Raw genomic sequence first — 12427 nt, 5'->3', positions numbered from 1 at the left:
GGTTGGGTATAACAAAGATGTAAAGAAAAAACGCACCGGAGCCGGCAAAGATTCGTTTAAGATACGAAAAAGTCTGAATTTTCCTGCCATGACCCCCTACGAAACCGCCGTCCGAACTGAGCTAACCCGCTGGCAGCTAGCGATGCAGCGCCCGCCCTCTGGCTTCGGAAAACTATCGGCCCGGTGGCAGCGCCGGATCAACCGAATGATTCCGCAGCGTGTACACGATGTCATCACGACCGCTATCAAACAAATGACCCGGGCCGTTCTCTTCGGTGCCGGATTTCTAACCAGCAAACCCGCCGAGGGGCTGACGTTGACCGAGCGGGATGCGGCCGTTGCCGGGCGAATCCGGTTTTACCGGAATGCCAGTGCCGCCGAAGGGGGCGTGACGGGGGCGGGTGGCCTGCTGCTCGGGCTGGCCGACTTTCCGTTGCTGCTGACGTTGAAGATGAAAATGCTTTTCGAAATCGCAGCCCTCTACGGGTACCAGGTCAGCGATTACCGCGAACGGGTATATATGCTATATGTGTTTCAGCTGGCTTTCTCGAGTCAGGAACGGCGGCAGGCGGTCTACAAACACCTGGCCGACTGGCCCCGACACAGCCGTGAATTGCCGGAGGATATCAACCAGTTCGACTGGCAGACCTTCCAGCAGGAGTACCGCGATTACATCGACCTGGCTAAAATGGCGCAGCTGGTTCCCGGCATTGGGGCCGCGGTCGGTATAGTGGTCAATTACCGACTGGTCAATCAGCTCGGTCGTACGGCCATGAACGCTTATCGGATGCGGCTGCTCACCGAAGACCAGACGTTGCTGGCCGGCTGAGCCCGCCTGTGGCTTAGTCTGCCCGAACAGGTTTGGACTGCTCGGCAATGATAATGTCGGCGGCCACGGCGGGTCGTAGCTTCGCCCAGTGAAACCGGAGTTTGTCGTTTTCGGCCCAGGTGCTGCCTTTCTGTTCGCTCAGGTGTACCAGCGGCATGTCGTTGTAGAGCGGACGGGTGATGGCAATTACTTCATCCCAGTAGCGAAGGGCGGCTTTCAGGTGTTGGACCGCGGCCTGCTTGCTGGTCTCGTTGCCGGTAGTGCGGTAGGTTTGCAGTGCAACGGCGCCCCGCAGCTTCTCGGCCAGGTGTAAGCCCAGATTGGCCCATGCCAGCACGTCGGCCACTTCGTACTGCAGCGATCGGCTGGCGGCAGTCGGGATGGGCTTCACCAGTTGCAGCGCTTTCCGGCAGTCCTGCTCCAGCAGCCGGGCCAGTCGGGTCGGGGTCATTTTGTCAGGACCGAACGATCCACCCGCGTTGGTGGTCTTCACGTAGTCGCTGACCGACACATAGGTTGGGTCGAGGGTAGGTTGGGTGATTTGCTGATTAACGGAGATATACGAGACGTTCTTGTCGGCATCGTGTGCCATCATGCCTTCGCTGTACAGCGAGAAATCCCAGGTGAAGTCGAAAGCCGAAGCCAGCCGGAGCGGAGTCGTCGACGCCAGCGCATAGGCCTCCAGCAACGGACCTGCCTTGGGTCCGTACCGACGCACGAACTCAGCCCGGAACACCGCATCGGCGGTGGCCGGATTGTACAGCAGCCGTCCCCACAGTTTGTAAAACAGCCATTGCCGCTCAAACGCGTACCGCCAGTTGACCGGCCCGCCGGGGGCTGTAAAGTAATCGCGGGCCGGAATATAGGTCTCCGAGCCCAGGAAATACCCGCCGACATAGGGCTGGCTGTTGGTCCTGACGTGCGCCCGTACAAAGTCGGGTACGCCCCAGCGCAGGCAGAAAAAATCCTCGTTGCGGGCAGTCCAGGTTACTTTATAGGCCGATGGGACGGGGTTAAAATAGGTGTCGTATAGTTTGCCCCCATGCACTTTCACCAGCGTTGGCGTGGAGTGGGCGTGTGACCAGTTGTATTTCAGGTCGGCCCAGATTGGCCCTTCAATAAAGTCCAGCGCCCCTTCGCGCTCGATGGATTTTCGGGTCAGCTTTTCGGTTTCGACACTCGTTATACCGAGCGAACCGGTAGTACTGGAGAACGGAATCCGATGGACCAGTTTCGTTTTCCGGCCTGCCTGGCGCATGCCTTCAATGATGGTCTGGTTCATCCAGTCTTCACGCTGCTGGGGTGTCATGCCGCCCATCCCTTCGCCCAGGGTCAGCCCGAACCCGGTCAGTTCGGGGTACTCCTGCAGGACCTGCGTAACGCATTCGCGCGTGTACCGCTTCACAATGGCCGAGGTGTCGCCGTCGACGAAGTGCTTATGGTCGAGGTTGTTTAGTGCCGGGTTGGGGTTGTAGGCTTTAGAGAATTCGGGACTGGTGAAAATATTGAACGGAATCAGGTATGTCTCGATGGCCCGTTCGCTGGCCATGCGGAAGATAGCTTTGAAGAGCCGCTGCCAGTCGGCCATCTGCGTCTCGCTGAAGGGGGTAGCCGCCGGGAAGTTAGTTGGCCGGATCATGAACGGGTAGGGGTGCAGATTCCAGAGGCTGAGTGCGTTGAACCGGTTGGTCACCATCATGTCCAGAAACGCTTGCCAGTAGAGCGTATCCCGGCACGTTTCGTAGTGCAGGTCGAGCGCATAACTATGTCGGTACGTATCCCACGGAAGGTCGAATTTAATGGCGCGGAGGGGCAAATGCGGCCGTTCGCTGCGGGGTTTAAGCTGCGGCAGGGCTATCCCGTTTGTCAGGTCTTCGACAACCGACAGGGCCCCGTAAATCATCCCTCTTGCATCGCCACCGGTTATGGTAAGCTGTTTCTGACGCCAGTCGAGCGAATAAGCTTCGGCACCCAGTGCGGGATTAGCCGGTGCCAGCCGGATGCTGAAGTCGGTTGGCTGTTTACCGGTCTGTACACTGTATGACCGGCTGCTAAGGGCCTTTGTCAGCTGTGCTGCCGCATACCGGCTCTGGGGCGATTGATCAGTCTGCCGGATGGTAACCCGCTGCGCTGAACAGGCCGGGGCGTACCCGATGAGCAGTCCTAGCAGCATGAGAACGTGTTTGTTCATGGAGTAGTTTTCAGTTAAGGCAGGCCCTGAGCCGACAACCTGAATCAGAAAGACGAAAACCGAACGCGGCTACCGACGCTGCGCTGTCAGGCACCCGGCTGGCAACACGCTCGCCGGGTACTATCGAATGGTCGTTAATCGATACCCAGAAACGCAGGAGCTGGATGTTCTCCGCCGATGAACTGCTGAACCATGTCGTCGGCAATGTCCAGCCCGTTGAAGCTGTTGGTGAAGTAAACAATACCATCGCCCCGTTTGCGGTCGGCGGTTACGTAACACCGAAACGTACCGTTGTCGCCCCAGTGCCAGAAATAGTCGCCGGACGGGGTACTCTCAATGCCGATCCCCAGCCCCCAGAACAAACCCGGCGATAGCGGTTCTGTGCCCGAAAACGTTTTAGGCAGCTGGCGCTGGTGTGAGAGCATCTGTTCGATCGTAGCAGGTTTCAGCCCTTTTGCGTTCAGGAGCGCCAGCACGAACCGGGCATAATCGTCGGCGGTTGTCTGGAGCGAGTACGCCATGTTGGGCTGCGTGAATCGACCTTTGTCCTCAGGATTGGATTCTTTGTCGTGAGGGTAGGCGAAATCAGCCTCGAAAGCGGGTTGCCAGACGTAGCTGCTCCGGGTCATCTGTAAGGGCTTGAACACCCGCTCGATCATCAGCTCGTTGATTGGCTTCCCCGTAATTTTCTCGACTACTTTTTGCAGATAAACAAAGCCTTCGCCCGAGTAGCCGAACCGCTCGCCGGGATTGTAGCGCATCGCCAGCTGGTTCGACCGTCGATCTTTTCGCCAGTTCGGCAGGCCTGATGCATGGCTGAGTACAAGCCGGGTCGTAATTTTTTTGTAGCGCTCGTCGGCCGCTACGTCGGCATAGGGCAGGTATTCGTAGAGTGGCTTATCGAGGTCCAGCAAACCCGCTTCGACCAGTTGGAGCACGGCGTAGGCAAAGACCGGTTTGCTCAGCGAAGCCGCGTCGAAAACGGTGGCCGGGGTCACCCGCTGGGTCGAGTCGGCTTTAGTTAAGCCATATCCCTGGCTGTAGACTACCGTATTGTGGCGAATGAGGGCGATGGACAGACCCGGAATACCTGCTTTGTCCATCAGACGGGTAACAAAGCGGTCGGTGGCCGACGGAGTGGGCAGCGGCTGATTTTGGGCAACAGCAGCGGGCCCCCACGCTGACAGACACAGCAGAATCAGGAAAGATGATTTCATCGGGATAGGGTATAAAAAGGAAGCGTTGGAGCCTGCGGATCAGAACGAATAGGTGAGCTGGGTCAGCAGGCCCAGGTCAGTGGAAGGGTTATGGGTTCGGATGCCTCCGAAGCGGCCCAGGTTGTAAGTAATCAGGGGCTGCACGATGAGCGCATACTGCCTGTTGAGCTGATAATAGCCACCGGCACCGGCCAGCACGTGAAAAAAGGGCCCCGGTTCGGTATCGAGCCGTAGCCGCTGGGTAGGCTCGTCGGTTCGGTTTACGATAACCCGGGCCTGCATAGGTACATCGATCAGGGTGCCGACTGACAGATAGGGCGACAACCGCCGGGTCGACGTACGGGCGTTCAGCAGGAGCGGAAGCTGCAGACTACGCTGTCTGACCGTCGTAGTGCCATCGTTGGCAAGCCGGTTCTGGCGCAGGGTAGACGACCGAAACCAGCCACCCATACTGACCGACCAGCCGGGTGCCCAACTGTAATGGACCGACGCGCCCGCCATTACCCCCGCTGACCAGAAACCCCCGTTCAGATAGACGGGCTCAACCAGCTGCCCGTCGCTGTTCGGGTACAACACCCGTTGTACGAACTGGGTACGGGTAAACACAGGCGCAACCGTGGGGGAGACGGACCAGGAGGATTGGGCAACGGCGATTAGTGGCAGCAGAAAAGCGAAAACGGAAGCATACAGAAACCGATTCATAACGAAAGGCATTTTTCGGGTCGAGCCGCTAAAGATACACGTGCAACCGTCGGTCGGTGTAACTTCGCCCGAAAAATACCTCTTCGCAGGCGTTCCCATGCTTCTTCTGTTTCTGAGTATTCTGCTTTCGGTGGTGCTGCTGCTGAATTTTCGGCTCTTCCCACGTTATGACATCAACACCTTCCAGGCCATTGTTTTCAACTATACCGTTTGTTTCCTGACCGGGTACGCCCTGCTTCCGGCGGGTCAGACTTTTTCGGTCGACTTCAGCCAGACCTGGACCTGGCTGGCGCTGGCGCTGGGGGTCGGTTTCATCCTGACATTCCTGCTCTCCGGCGTCAGTACGCAGCGTATGGGCATTACCGCTACCTCGCTGGCCAATAACCTGTCGCTGGTCATTCCGGTTTGTTTCAGCCTGTTTGTATTCGGTACGGGAAGCAAACAGTTCGACGCGCTAAATTACATAGGCCTGGTGCTGGCCCTGGTAGCGGTCGGGCTGAGTACGTACAAAAAGAGCGCTGAGCCCGTCGAGGGGCAGCCACCAGCGCGTCGGCTAGGGGCCGGGGTACTATTGCCGGTGGCGGTATTTCTGTGTTACGGCACCACCAACACCATGATCAACTACATGAACCTGCGCTACATACCTACCACCGACAAAACCGTACAGGTTACCCTGACTATGGTACTGGGGGCTATCGTAGCTGGTTATGCTATGCTGGTGGTACGGCTGGTGCAGGGCCGGGAAACGTTTCAGGCCAGGAGCCTGGTTGGAGCGGTTACGCTGGGGGTGCCCAACTTTCTGAGTTTTTATACGTTGCTGCTGGCGCTGTCGGCCTTTGGCGGTAACGGGGCGCTGGTATATCCGCTCTACAACATCGGGGTCATTCTGGTAGCCGCGCTGGTAGCCGCCCTGTTTTTTCAGGAGCGGCTATCAACGGCTAATAAAATTGGATTGGCTCTGGCCGTGCTGGCCATCGGGCTGATCTCCTGGCAGGAGCTAATCGGGTAAGCCTTAAGGCTGGGGCGTGGCTGCGGCCGTGCTGTCGGCTTTGCGCTTGGCCTCTTCTTTGGCGCGTTTCTTAAAAAAACCGCGCAGCAGGAAGTTGCTCTGAGCCGCTTTCAGGTCTTCGTTCAGCAGCTGGGAGCCCGTGTTCAGGTTGCGCAGAGTAGTCCGCAGATTGTTGGCGGTTTCCTGATCGGTCAGCAGTACCCCCAGCGGACTGTTGGTATTGTTCAGCTTCTGCGAGGCCTGGTTCAGGTTAGCCACTGTCTGGTCAGCTGAACCGGCCGCGCTTTCGAGCCGACCGGCCGACCGGCTCAGGCGCCGGAAAATAGTGGTGTCGGTTACCAGCTCGTTGGCTAGCGACCCTTTGGTGTTGAGTTTGTTGGCAAACTGGGTTACGGCTCCCGTTACCTTGACGGCATTGGCCGATGCCTGGTTCAGGTTGACCATCGTTGAGCGGAACCGGTCGGCCAGCACCGAGTCGGTCAGGACCGCACCTACGGTACCTTTACCCCGTTTGATGTTGCCAATCAGTTCCTTAACATCGTTAGTGACTTTCAGCAGATTCTGGTTGTTTTCCTGCAGGGTCTCCATCAGTTTGTCAGAACTCATGGCCGCCAGCGTCTTCAGCCGGTCTCCCTCTTCAACGGGTTCCGATCGTGTAGAACCGCCTACGATCTGCACAATCTTGTTGCCGATCAGCCCGTCGGTGCTGATGGTGGCGCTGGCGTCTTTCCGGATATACTGCCGCGAGGCCTCCTCGATGTTCATATCGACCTCGACCTGCGAGGTACCGAAGAAGCTGATGCGCTTCACGGTGCCGATCTTGACCCCCGAGAACCAGACGTTGTTACCGGCTTTGAGACCTCCAACATCGTCAAAGACCGCGATGATTTTTATACTGCTGGAAAAGCGTTTCTGCTGGCCGCCCAGAACGAACACCCCGGCAACGAAAATCAGGATACCGAGGGCGACGAAAATTCCGACAATGACAGAACGTTTATTCGATTCAGTTGGCATTGGTGTTATTGGTAGTGGTTGTGGTATACGTTGAGTGTGACTGGGTTCGCTTTCCGGGCGGGACATCCGGCTTGTCTGAGAAGGCCACGAACATCAAACACGAATCGGCGACGTCTGTTCAATTCACAAAGTTGTAATTATAAAACTGCTGTACGCGTTCATCGGGATCGGCAAAAACTTCGTCGAACGTGCCGACTCGTTCAAAGGTGCCATCGAGCAGCATAGCCACCCGATCGCCGGTGGTTTTGGCGCAGGTCAGGTCGTGGGTAATGATGATCGACGAAGCGCCGGTACGCTGCCGTACTTCATTGATCAGATTGTTGATCTCGATGCTGGTAATGGGGTCGAGGCCGGCGGTTGGTTCATCGTATAACATAATTTCGGGCTTTAGCATCAGCGTTCGGGCAATGCCGATCCGTTTGCGCTGCCCCCCCGACAGTTCAGACGGCATCTGGTTAATAGTCTGCGACAGTCCTACGTCATCGAGCGCTTCTTCAACGGCGCGGTTAATGTCAGCCCGGCTCAGGTTACGAATATTCCGCACCAGCGGAAACTCCAGATTCTCGCGGATGCTCATGCTGTCATAGAGGGCACTGCTCTGGAAGGAGAACCCTACCTTTTGGCGGAATTCGTCCAGTTCGCGACCGCGTAGCAGGGTTACGTCCTGGCCCAGCACGCGCACCTCACCCGCATCGGGCTTGAGCAGTCCGACAATGATCTTGATCAACACCGATTTACCCGTACCCGATCTGCCCAGCACCACCACGTTTTCGCCCCGGTGTACCTGCAGGTCAACGCCCCGCAGCACGTGGAGATCACCAAACGACTTTTTCAGTCCGTGTATGTCAATTACTAACTCATCCATAAATCCGTAAAAGAGAAATCAGAAACGCCAGAGCAACAGATACGGCAGGGCTTCCGATCGCCTAGACGTTGGCCCATTGGCGCGTATGCTCACTAGCTGCCGCGGATCGCGTTGGCGATCTGGAGCGAGAGAAGCTCTTCAATGAATACTAAAAACATGGCGGTTACTACCGACGAGTTGGCGGCCTTACCCACGCCTTCGGTGCCTTTCGACGAGTGGTACCCTTTGTAACAGCCCACCATCCCGATTGTGAATCCAAACGCAATGGATTTGATCAGCGACATGAAAATGTCGAGGTAGGTGATGGCCCCGAATACCTCCTGAATGTAGGAGGTGAAACTGGTTTGCTCGTTCTGGTTTACGTTTATATACGCACCAATCAGGGCCACAAAGATCGTGTACATCGTCAGCAGCGGAATGGTGAACGAAGTTGCCAGCACCCGCGTAACGACCAGAAATTTGAACGGGTCGGTTCCGGAGACTTCCATGGCGTCGATCTGCTCGGTAACGTTCATGGAGCCCAGCTCGGCCCCGATACTCGATCCTACTTTACCAGCTGCAATCAGCGCCGTAACCAGTGGACCCAGCGCCCGCACGACCGCAATGGCGATCAGCGACGGCAACCAGGAGGTGGCCCCGAATTCGGTCAGCGACGGTCTCGACTGGTTCGTGAAGACAATACCCGTTATGAAACCGGTCGTGGAGATCAGCAGCAACGACCGGTATCCGACTTCGTAGCACTGCCGGATAATTTCTTTGAATTCGTAGGGGGGAAGCAGGGCTTCGCGGAAAAATCGGCCTACAAAAGCCGCCACATCGGCCAGATTAATGAAAAACCGCTCAAACCGCCGGGGTAAAGAAGGGCGGGAGGGTGGGGAGTCCGTTGATTTGGTGTCAGCTTGCATTCAAACGCTACGTGTAGTGCCCGCAAATGGCGGGGCGAATGTATGCTAATAACTGTTTTAGACCAACAGGGTTTATTTATTAAAGCTATGAGCTGACTACGGTCTGGTATAAACCCGGGATGGGAGACCTTTTTCGTAATGATGACTACGGGTTGTGTAGGAAATCTGGTTTCTACACGGTTCCCCCGCTCTTAAAGGAGTTGCCCGTCGAGCCCACCAAAGTCAGCGGATAGCTTCCCACAATAACTTCTTACCAGGCTGCGGGGCTCAACCAGACCACGGTATTTAACCATGGGAAGCCCCAGGCTTTAGCCCGGGGCCTTTCGTGCGTTACGACAAGAAGGACAGGTAATCGTCGGGACGCGACAGAACTTCTTTATACACCAGGACCCGAAACAGGTAATAACGGGTTTCGCGGGGGAGGTTCATCCGATAATAGTCGCGGTGAGCGTCGCGCCGGAGCTGGTTTTTCAGATAGCCGGGGCCCGCATTATAAGCGGCCGCTACCAGCGACCAGGACCCCAGCTGATCGTATAGTTTACGCAGGTATTTGCAGGCAGCTACGGTTGCTTTATGAACGTTGAACCGCTCGTCAACCCCTTTACCCACTTTCAGGCCTAGCTCGCGGGCCGTGCCGGGCATGAGTTGCCAGTAACCCGCAGCCCCCATCGGCGATACGGCTTTCGCCTTCAGCCCACTCTCGGCCAGCGGCACGTAGCGAAAGTCCTGCGGGATGTCATACTGCTCCAGAATGGGGTCGATGATCGGGAAAAACGCATCGGCTCGTTTCTGGAGGCTGCCCAGATCGCTGGTGTTGTTCCGGAAGAGGGTGAAAACGTGTTTCCAGCGGTCAGCAACACCACTCTGGTCGAGTGGAAGGCATTCTCCACAAAAATTAACGTCGAGCATCGGAAGCTCGTTGCCCGCCGATGCTGTCGACGGCCAGGCACTGGTTGAGTAGGTGGTAAGCAGACTGGTACGGGTAGCGTCGGCCTGTAGCAAAACCGGGCTGGTGGCCGGTTGAAATGAGGTGATAGGCGATTGAGTAAACTTGGCTGCTACCGAGATGGCCGGACGAAAAGCAGCCATCAACAGAGAGAATCCTACGCGTTTGATCAAGACTAAACTCAGATGGTTATGAGTCTATAACGCAAGTAGGCTTTATAATCGTCTATTGATAATCAACATTTTGCACGAAGGTTTCTTTATATGACGGAAACCCGACGGCTATAATCAGCGATTTCTGAAGCTTTGAGGGGCGGTTGGAACCTGGTTCGGATCGGCCAGATCGAGCTCCAGATGAATGCCGCCCGGCGCTTCGGCGCCCACTGTAAACGCTCCCCAGGCGTACAGATCGAGCGTAGCTACCCGCTGCTGAAACAGGGTCCGGTACTCGTCGGGGGTGAAGCTGTCGTGCAGGTGGAAGACCACGACAGCATCGGCGGGGAGCTGAGCCGAATCGGGTGCCGTTACCTGAAGCTGTACCCTAAAAAAATCGTTGTCGTTGTCCACGGCTTCTACCGTAGCCGACAGTTGGTAGCCCTCCCGAACGGCCAACCCGCCCCAGCGGCCTTTCTGCGGATCGTCGGGATGAGATGCGAACGTAGGCTGGTTCAGGACCTCTCGGGTGCTGGCAGACACGGCCGACCGACGCGAAGGGGCCAGGGTTCGCGCCTTCTGCACTTCCTTAAGGCCCCGGAGCGTGGCGGTATTTTCCTGTATTTTCTGCTTGGCCTCGGCGGCTGTTTGCCGGGTAGCCTGCACATCCTTTCGGGTCTGGTCGATTTCTTCTTTAGCCTCTTTGACCTCTTCTTTCAACTGGGCGATGACCCGGTCGCTGACCGATGCAATGAAGCGCGATGAGGAGATGGCTGCCAGTAAGCAAAGGCTGATAAAAACCAGCAGGTTGATGGCTTTGTCGGCAGCCGACAGTTCTGGCCCGGCGGGGTAAAACAGTTTATCGAGAATTTTACTTTGGGTGACGAACAAAAAGACGGGCACCAGCGCCGAGGCTCCAATACCCAGAATAATGCAGCGCCCCAGGGAATTTGGCTGCCCATCGGGCAGGGGCGCGTAGAAAAAATTGACGATGCCGCCAATAATGCCGCCCGTTAGCATCACGAGCAGCACGGTCCAGAGGTCGGGGGTAAAAGGAATAGTCATGGGTGGGGTTGATAGTCAATTGATTTTGTAAAATAAAGAAGATGCCGGTGCCGAACCAATGAGGAAATCACCCTATTTCAAACCGGGTTTTTACCGGTATGTCGTGTATCAGCGCAAAAACGCCGACCTTTGCCCCCGGTACGTGATTCATGCCCCATGCTCAAACTCGGACGATTCAACACATTAACCGCCCTGCGTGAAACCAGCGTTGGCTTTTTTCTGAACGATACGCCTACTGGCGATCCCAAAGACGACATTCTGTTACCCAACAAGTACGTGCCCCGCGATCTGGCCGTGGGCGACACCATCGATGTGTTTGTGTATAACGATTCACTCGAACGACCCGTGGCGACTACGCTCGTTCCGGCTGTGCAGCGTGATGAGTTTGCGACTCTGCAGGTGATGGCCGTAACCGATGCGGGGGCGTTTCTGGACTGGGGACTGGAAAAAGATCTGTTTGTGCCGTTTCGGGAGCAAAGCCGCCCCATGCAGGTTGGGCGGTGGTACGTTGTTTTTGTCTATCTCGATGAAGAAACGAATCGGCTGGTTGCATCGAGCCGGGTCAACCGCTTCCTCGACCCCGACGTGAGCGATCTGTACGTGGGCGAAGAGGTGCAGCTGCTGGCCTACGAAGCTACCGAGCTGGGTATGAACGTTATCATCAATAACCGGTACAAGGGGCTGGTTTACCATAACGAGATTTTCCGGACTGTGCGCCCCGGTGACCCACTCATCGGCTACATCAAACATATCCGCGACGACAACCGGGTCGACGTCAGCCTCCAGCGCCCGGGCTACGAAAACGTAGAACCGAACGCCCGGCGCATCCTGGCCGAACTCCGGTCGGAGGGTGGCTTTTTGCCGCTAACGGACAGCAGCGCGCCCGAGGAGATCTACCGGCGACTCGAAATGAGCAAAAAGACGTTCAAGAAAGCCATCGGTACACTTTACAAAGACCGGAAAATCACCATCGAGGATGCCGGTATCAGGTTGGTGTAAAAAGTTGCCGCAAGAACAAAGCTGAGCTTATCTTTTGCGTAAAACGGTTCCGTTTGTTACTTTGAGTGACTAATCCACCCAACTAATGGACGAACCTAAACAAGAAAACCTGCACAAAGAAATTGATCTGATTCAGGGCGTCATTGCCCGCATGTCACAGAACGCTTATTACACCAAAGGCTGGAGCGTATCGCTAATAGCAGCCGTGCTTGCGTTTGGAAAAGATAATTTGCAGACAATTCTGCAAACGCCTGTCTTGCTGTTCATTCTACTTTTGGTGTGGACGTCGTTCTGGTACCTCGATGCTTACTTTCTTAGGTCGGAGCAGGCTTACCGAAAGCTATATAACTACGTCATCCGGCACTCCGCCGATGCGCAGCGGGTACGGTATAGCCTGGATGCGGGTCAATATCGCTCGCAGACGCCCAGCGAATGGCGATTGATGGTTTCGCTCTCATTGCGGGTCTTTTATGGCATTCCAATGTTGATGATGCTGGTTGCATTCATTCGGTCGATAATCTGCTAATTTCAGC

12 protein-coding genes are annotated in these 12427 nt (G+C 56.2%); 4 read left to right on the top strand and 8 right to left on the bottom strand.

The features are described from left to right. The first annotated feature begins 88 nt into the window (after window positions 1-88). Window positions 89-829: an EcsC family protein gene (locus FBR45_RS16970; RefSeq protein WP_138504450.1), complete on the top strand. Its 741-nt coding sequence runs from the start codon at window positions 89-91 to the stop codon at window positions 827-829. A gap of 13 nt (window positions 830-842) precedes the next feature. Here FBR45_RS16970 and FBR45_RS16965 read toward each other — a convergent pair whose 3' ends face one another. The 3 genes from FBR45_RS16965 to FBR45_RS16955 form a co-directional block, all read right to left on the bottom strand. Further along, a complete protein-coding gene (locus tag FBR45_RS16965; RefSeq protein WP_138504448.1) occupies window positions 843-3020 on the bottom strand; it encodes a glycoside hydrolase family 20 zincin-like fold domain-containing protein in 2178 nt (725 codons plus the stop codon). A 134-nt stretch (window positions 3021-3154) separates the two neighbouring features. Continuing rightward, window positions 3155-4237, bottom strand: coding sequence for a serine hydrolase domain-containing protein (locus tag FBR45_RS16960; protein WP_138504446.1), 1083 nt, complete (start codon window positions 4235-4237; stop codon window positions 3155-3157). Window positions 4238-4276: 39 nt separating this feature from the next. Then, complete coding sequence (locus FBR45_RS16955) at window positions 4277-4939, bottom strand: outer membrane beta-barrel protein (RefSeq protein ID WP_171044912.1); 663 nt, start codon at window positions 4937-4939, stop codon at window positions 4277-4279. A 97-nt stretch (window positions 4940-5036) separates the two neighbouring features. On the opposite strand from FBR45_RS16955, the gene FBR45_RS16950 reads away from it, so the two are divergent. Beyond that, window positions 5037-5948 (top strand): EamA/RhaT family transporter, encoded by a 912-nt coding sequence (locus tag FBR45_RS16950; RefSeq protein WP_138504442.1) that lies wholly within the window; start codon window positions 5037-5039, stop codon window positions 5946-5948. 3 nt (window positions 5949-5951) lie between these two features. Here FBR45_RS16950 and FBR45_RS16945 read toward each other — a convergent pair whose 3' ends face one another. From FBR45_RS16945 to FBR45_RS16925, 5 genes are all read right to left on the bottom strand, one after another. Then, on the bottom strand, window positions 5952-6962 hold the full coding sequence (locus tag FBR45_RS16945; RefSeq protein WP_138504440.1) for an MlaD family protein: 1011 nt from the start codon (window positions 6960-6962) through the stop codon (window positions 5952-5954). A gap of 118 nt (window positions 6963-7080) precedes the next feature. Further along, entirely contained in the window at window positions 7081-7827 is a 747-nt protein-coding gene (locus tag FBR45_RS16940) for an ABC transporter ATP-binding protein (protein WP_138504438.1), read from the bottom strand. Window positions 7828-7919: 92 nt separating this feature from the next. Beyond that, window positions 7920-8732 carry an MlaE family ABC transporter permease gene (locus tag FBR45_RS16935; RefSeq protein WP_138504436.1) on the bottom strand — a complete coding sequence of 271 codons (813 nt, stop codon included), beginning with the start codon at window positions 8730-8732 and terminating at the stop codon, window positions 7920-7922. A gap of 330 nt (window positions 8733-9062) precedes the next feature. Beyond that, window positions 9063-9821, bottom strand: coding sequence for a lytic transglycosylase domain-containing protein (locus FBR45_RS16930; RefSeq protein WP_138504434.1), 759 nt, complete (start codon window positions 9819-9821; stop codon window positions 9063-9065). A gap of 144 nt (window positions 9822-9965) precedes the next feature. Then, the gene (locus FBR45_RS16925) at window positions 9966-10895 is read right to left on the bottom strand and encodes a YEATS-associated helix-containing protein (RefSeq protein WP_138504432.1); all 930 of its coding nucleotides are present in this window, start codon (window positions 10893-10895) and stop codon (window positions 9966-9968) included. A gap of 156 nt (window positions 10896-11051) precedes the next feature. Here FBR45_RS16925 and FBR45_RS16920 point away from each other — a divergent pair, with 156 nt between their 5' ends. Further along, window positions 11052-11894, top strand: coding sequence for a CvfB family protein (locus FBR45_RS16920; protein WP_129601539.1), 843 nt, complete (start codon window positions 11052-11054; stop codon window positions 11892-11894). Between the two features lie 85 nt (window positions 11895-11979). Beyond that, a complete protein-coding gene (locus FBR45_RS16915) occupies window positions 11980-12420 on the top strand; it encodes a hypothetical protein (protein WP_138504430.1) in 441 nt (146 codons plus the stop codon). The last annotated feature ends 7 nt before the right edge of the window (window positions 12421-12427 follow it).

It is taken from the genome of Spirosoma lacussanchae (assembly GCF_005870035.1).
GTDB lineage: Bacteria > Bacteroidota > Bacteroidia > Cytophagales > Spirosomataceae > Spirosoma > Spirosoma lacussanchae.
This window is presented reverse-complemented; position numbering and strand designations above follow the sequence as displayed.

What these genes read in the sequence shown, in the direction of transcription:
- FBR45_RS16915 (WP_138504430.1), top strand. Translation starts at nt 11,980, where the DNA reads ATGGACGAACCTAAACAAGAAAACCTGCACAAAGAAATTGATCTGATT.
- FBR45_RS16950 (WP_138504442.1), top strand. Translation starts at nt 5,037, where the DNA reads ATGCTTCTTCTGTTTCTGAGTATTCTGCTTTCGGTGGTGCTGCTGCTG.
- FBR45_RS16945 (WP_138504440.1), bottom strand. Translation starts at nt 6,962, where the DNA reads ATGCCAACTGAATCGAATAAACGTTCTGTCATTGTCGGAATTTTCGTC.
- FBR45_RS16920 (WP_129601539.1), top strand. Translation starts at nt 11,052, where the DNA reads ATGCTCAAACTCGGACGATTCAACACATTAACCGCCCTGCGTGAAACC.
- FBR45_RS16925 (WP_138504432.1), bottom strand. Translation starts at nt 10,895, where the DNA reads ATGACTATTCCTTTTACCCCCGACCTCTGGACCGTGCTGCTCGTGATG.
- FBR45_RS16965 (WP_138504448.1), bottom strand. Translation starts at nt 3,020, where the DNA reads ATGAACAAACACGTTCTCATGCTGCTAGGACTGCTCATCGGGTACGCC.
- FBR45_RS16955 (WP_171044912.1), bottom strand. Translation starts at nt 4,939, where the DNA reads ATGAATCGGTTTCTGTATGCTTCCGTTTTCGCTTTTCTGCTGCCACTA.
- FBR45_RS16970 (WP_138504450.1), top strand. Translation starts at nt 89, where the DNA reads ATGACCCCCTACGAAACCGCCGTCCGAACTGAGCTAACCCGCTGGCAG.
- FBR45_RS16935 (WP_138504436.1), bottom strand. Translation starts at nt 8,732, where the DNA reads ATGCAAGCTGACACCAAATCAACGGACTCCCCACCCTCCCGCCCTTCT.
- FBR45_RS16960 (WP_138504446.1), bottom strand. Translation starts at nt 4,237, where the DNA reads ATGAAATCATCTTTCCTGATTCTGCTGTGTCTGTCAGCGTGGGGGCCC.
- FBR45_RS16930 (WP_138504434.1), bottom strand. Translation starts at nt 9,821, where the DNA reads ATGGCTGCTTTTCGTCCGGCCATCTCGGTAGCAGCCAAGTTTACTCAA.
- FBR45_RS16940 (WP_138504438.1), bottom strand. Translation starts at nt 7,827, where the DNA reads ATGGATGAGTTAGTAATTGACATACACGGACTGAAAAAGTCGTTTGGT.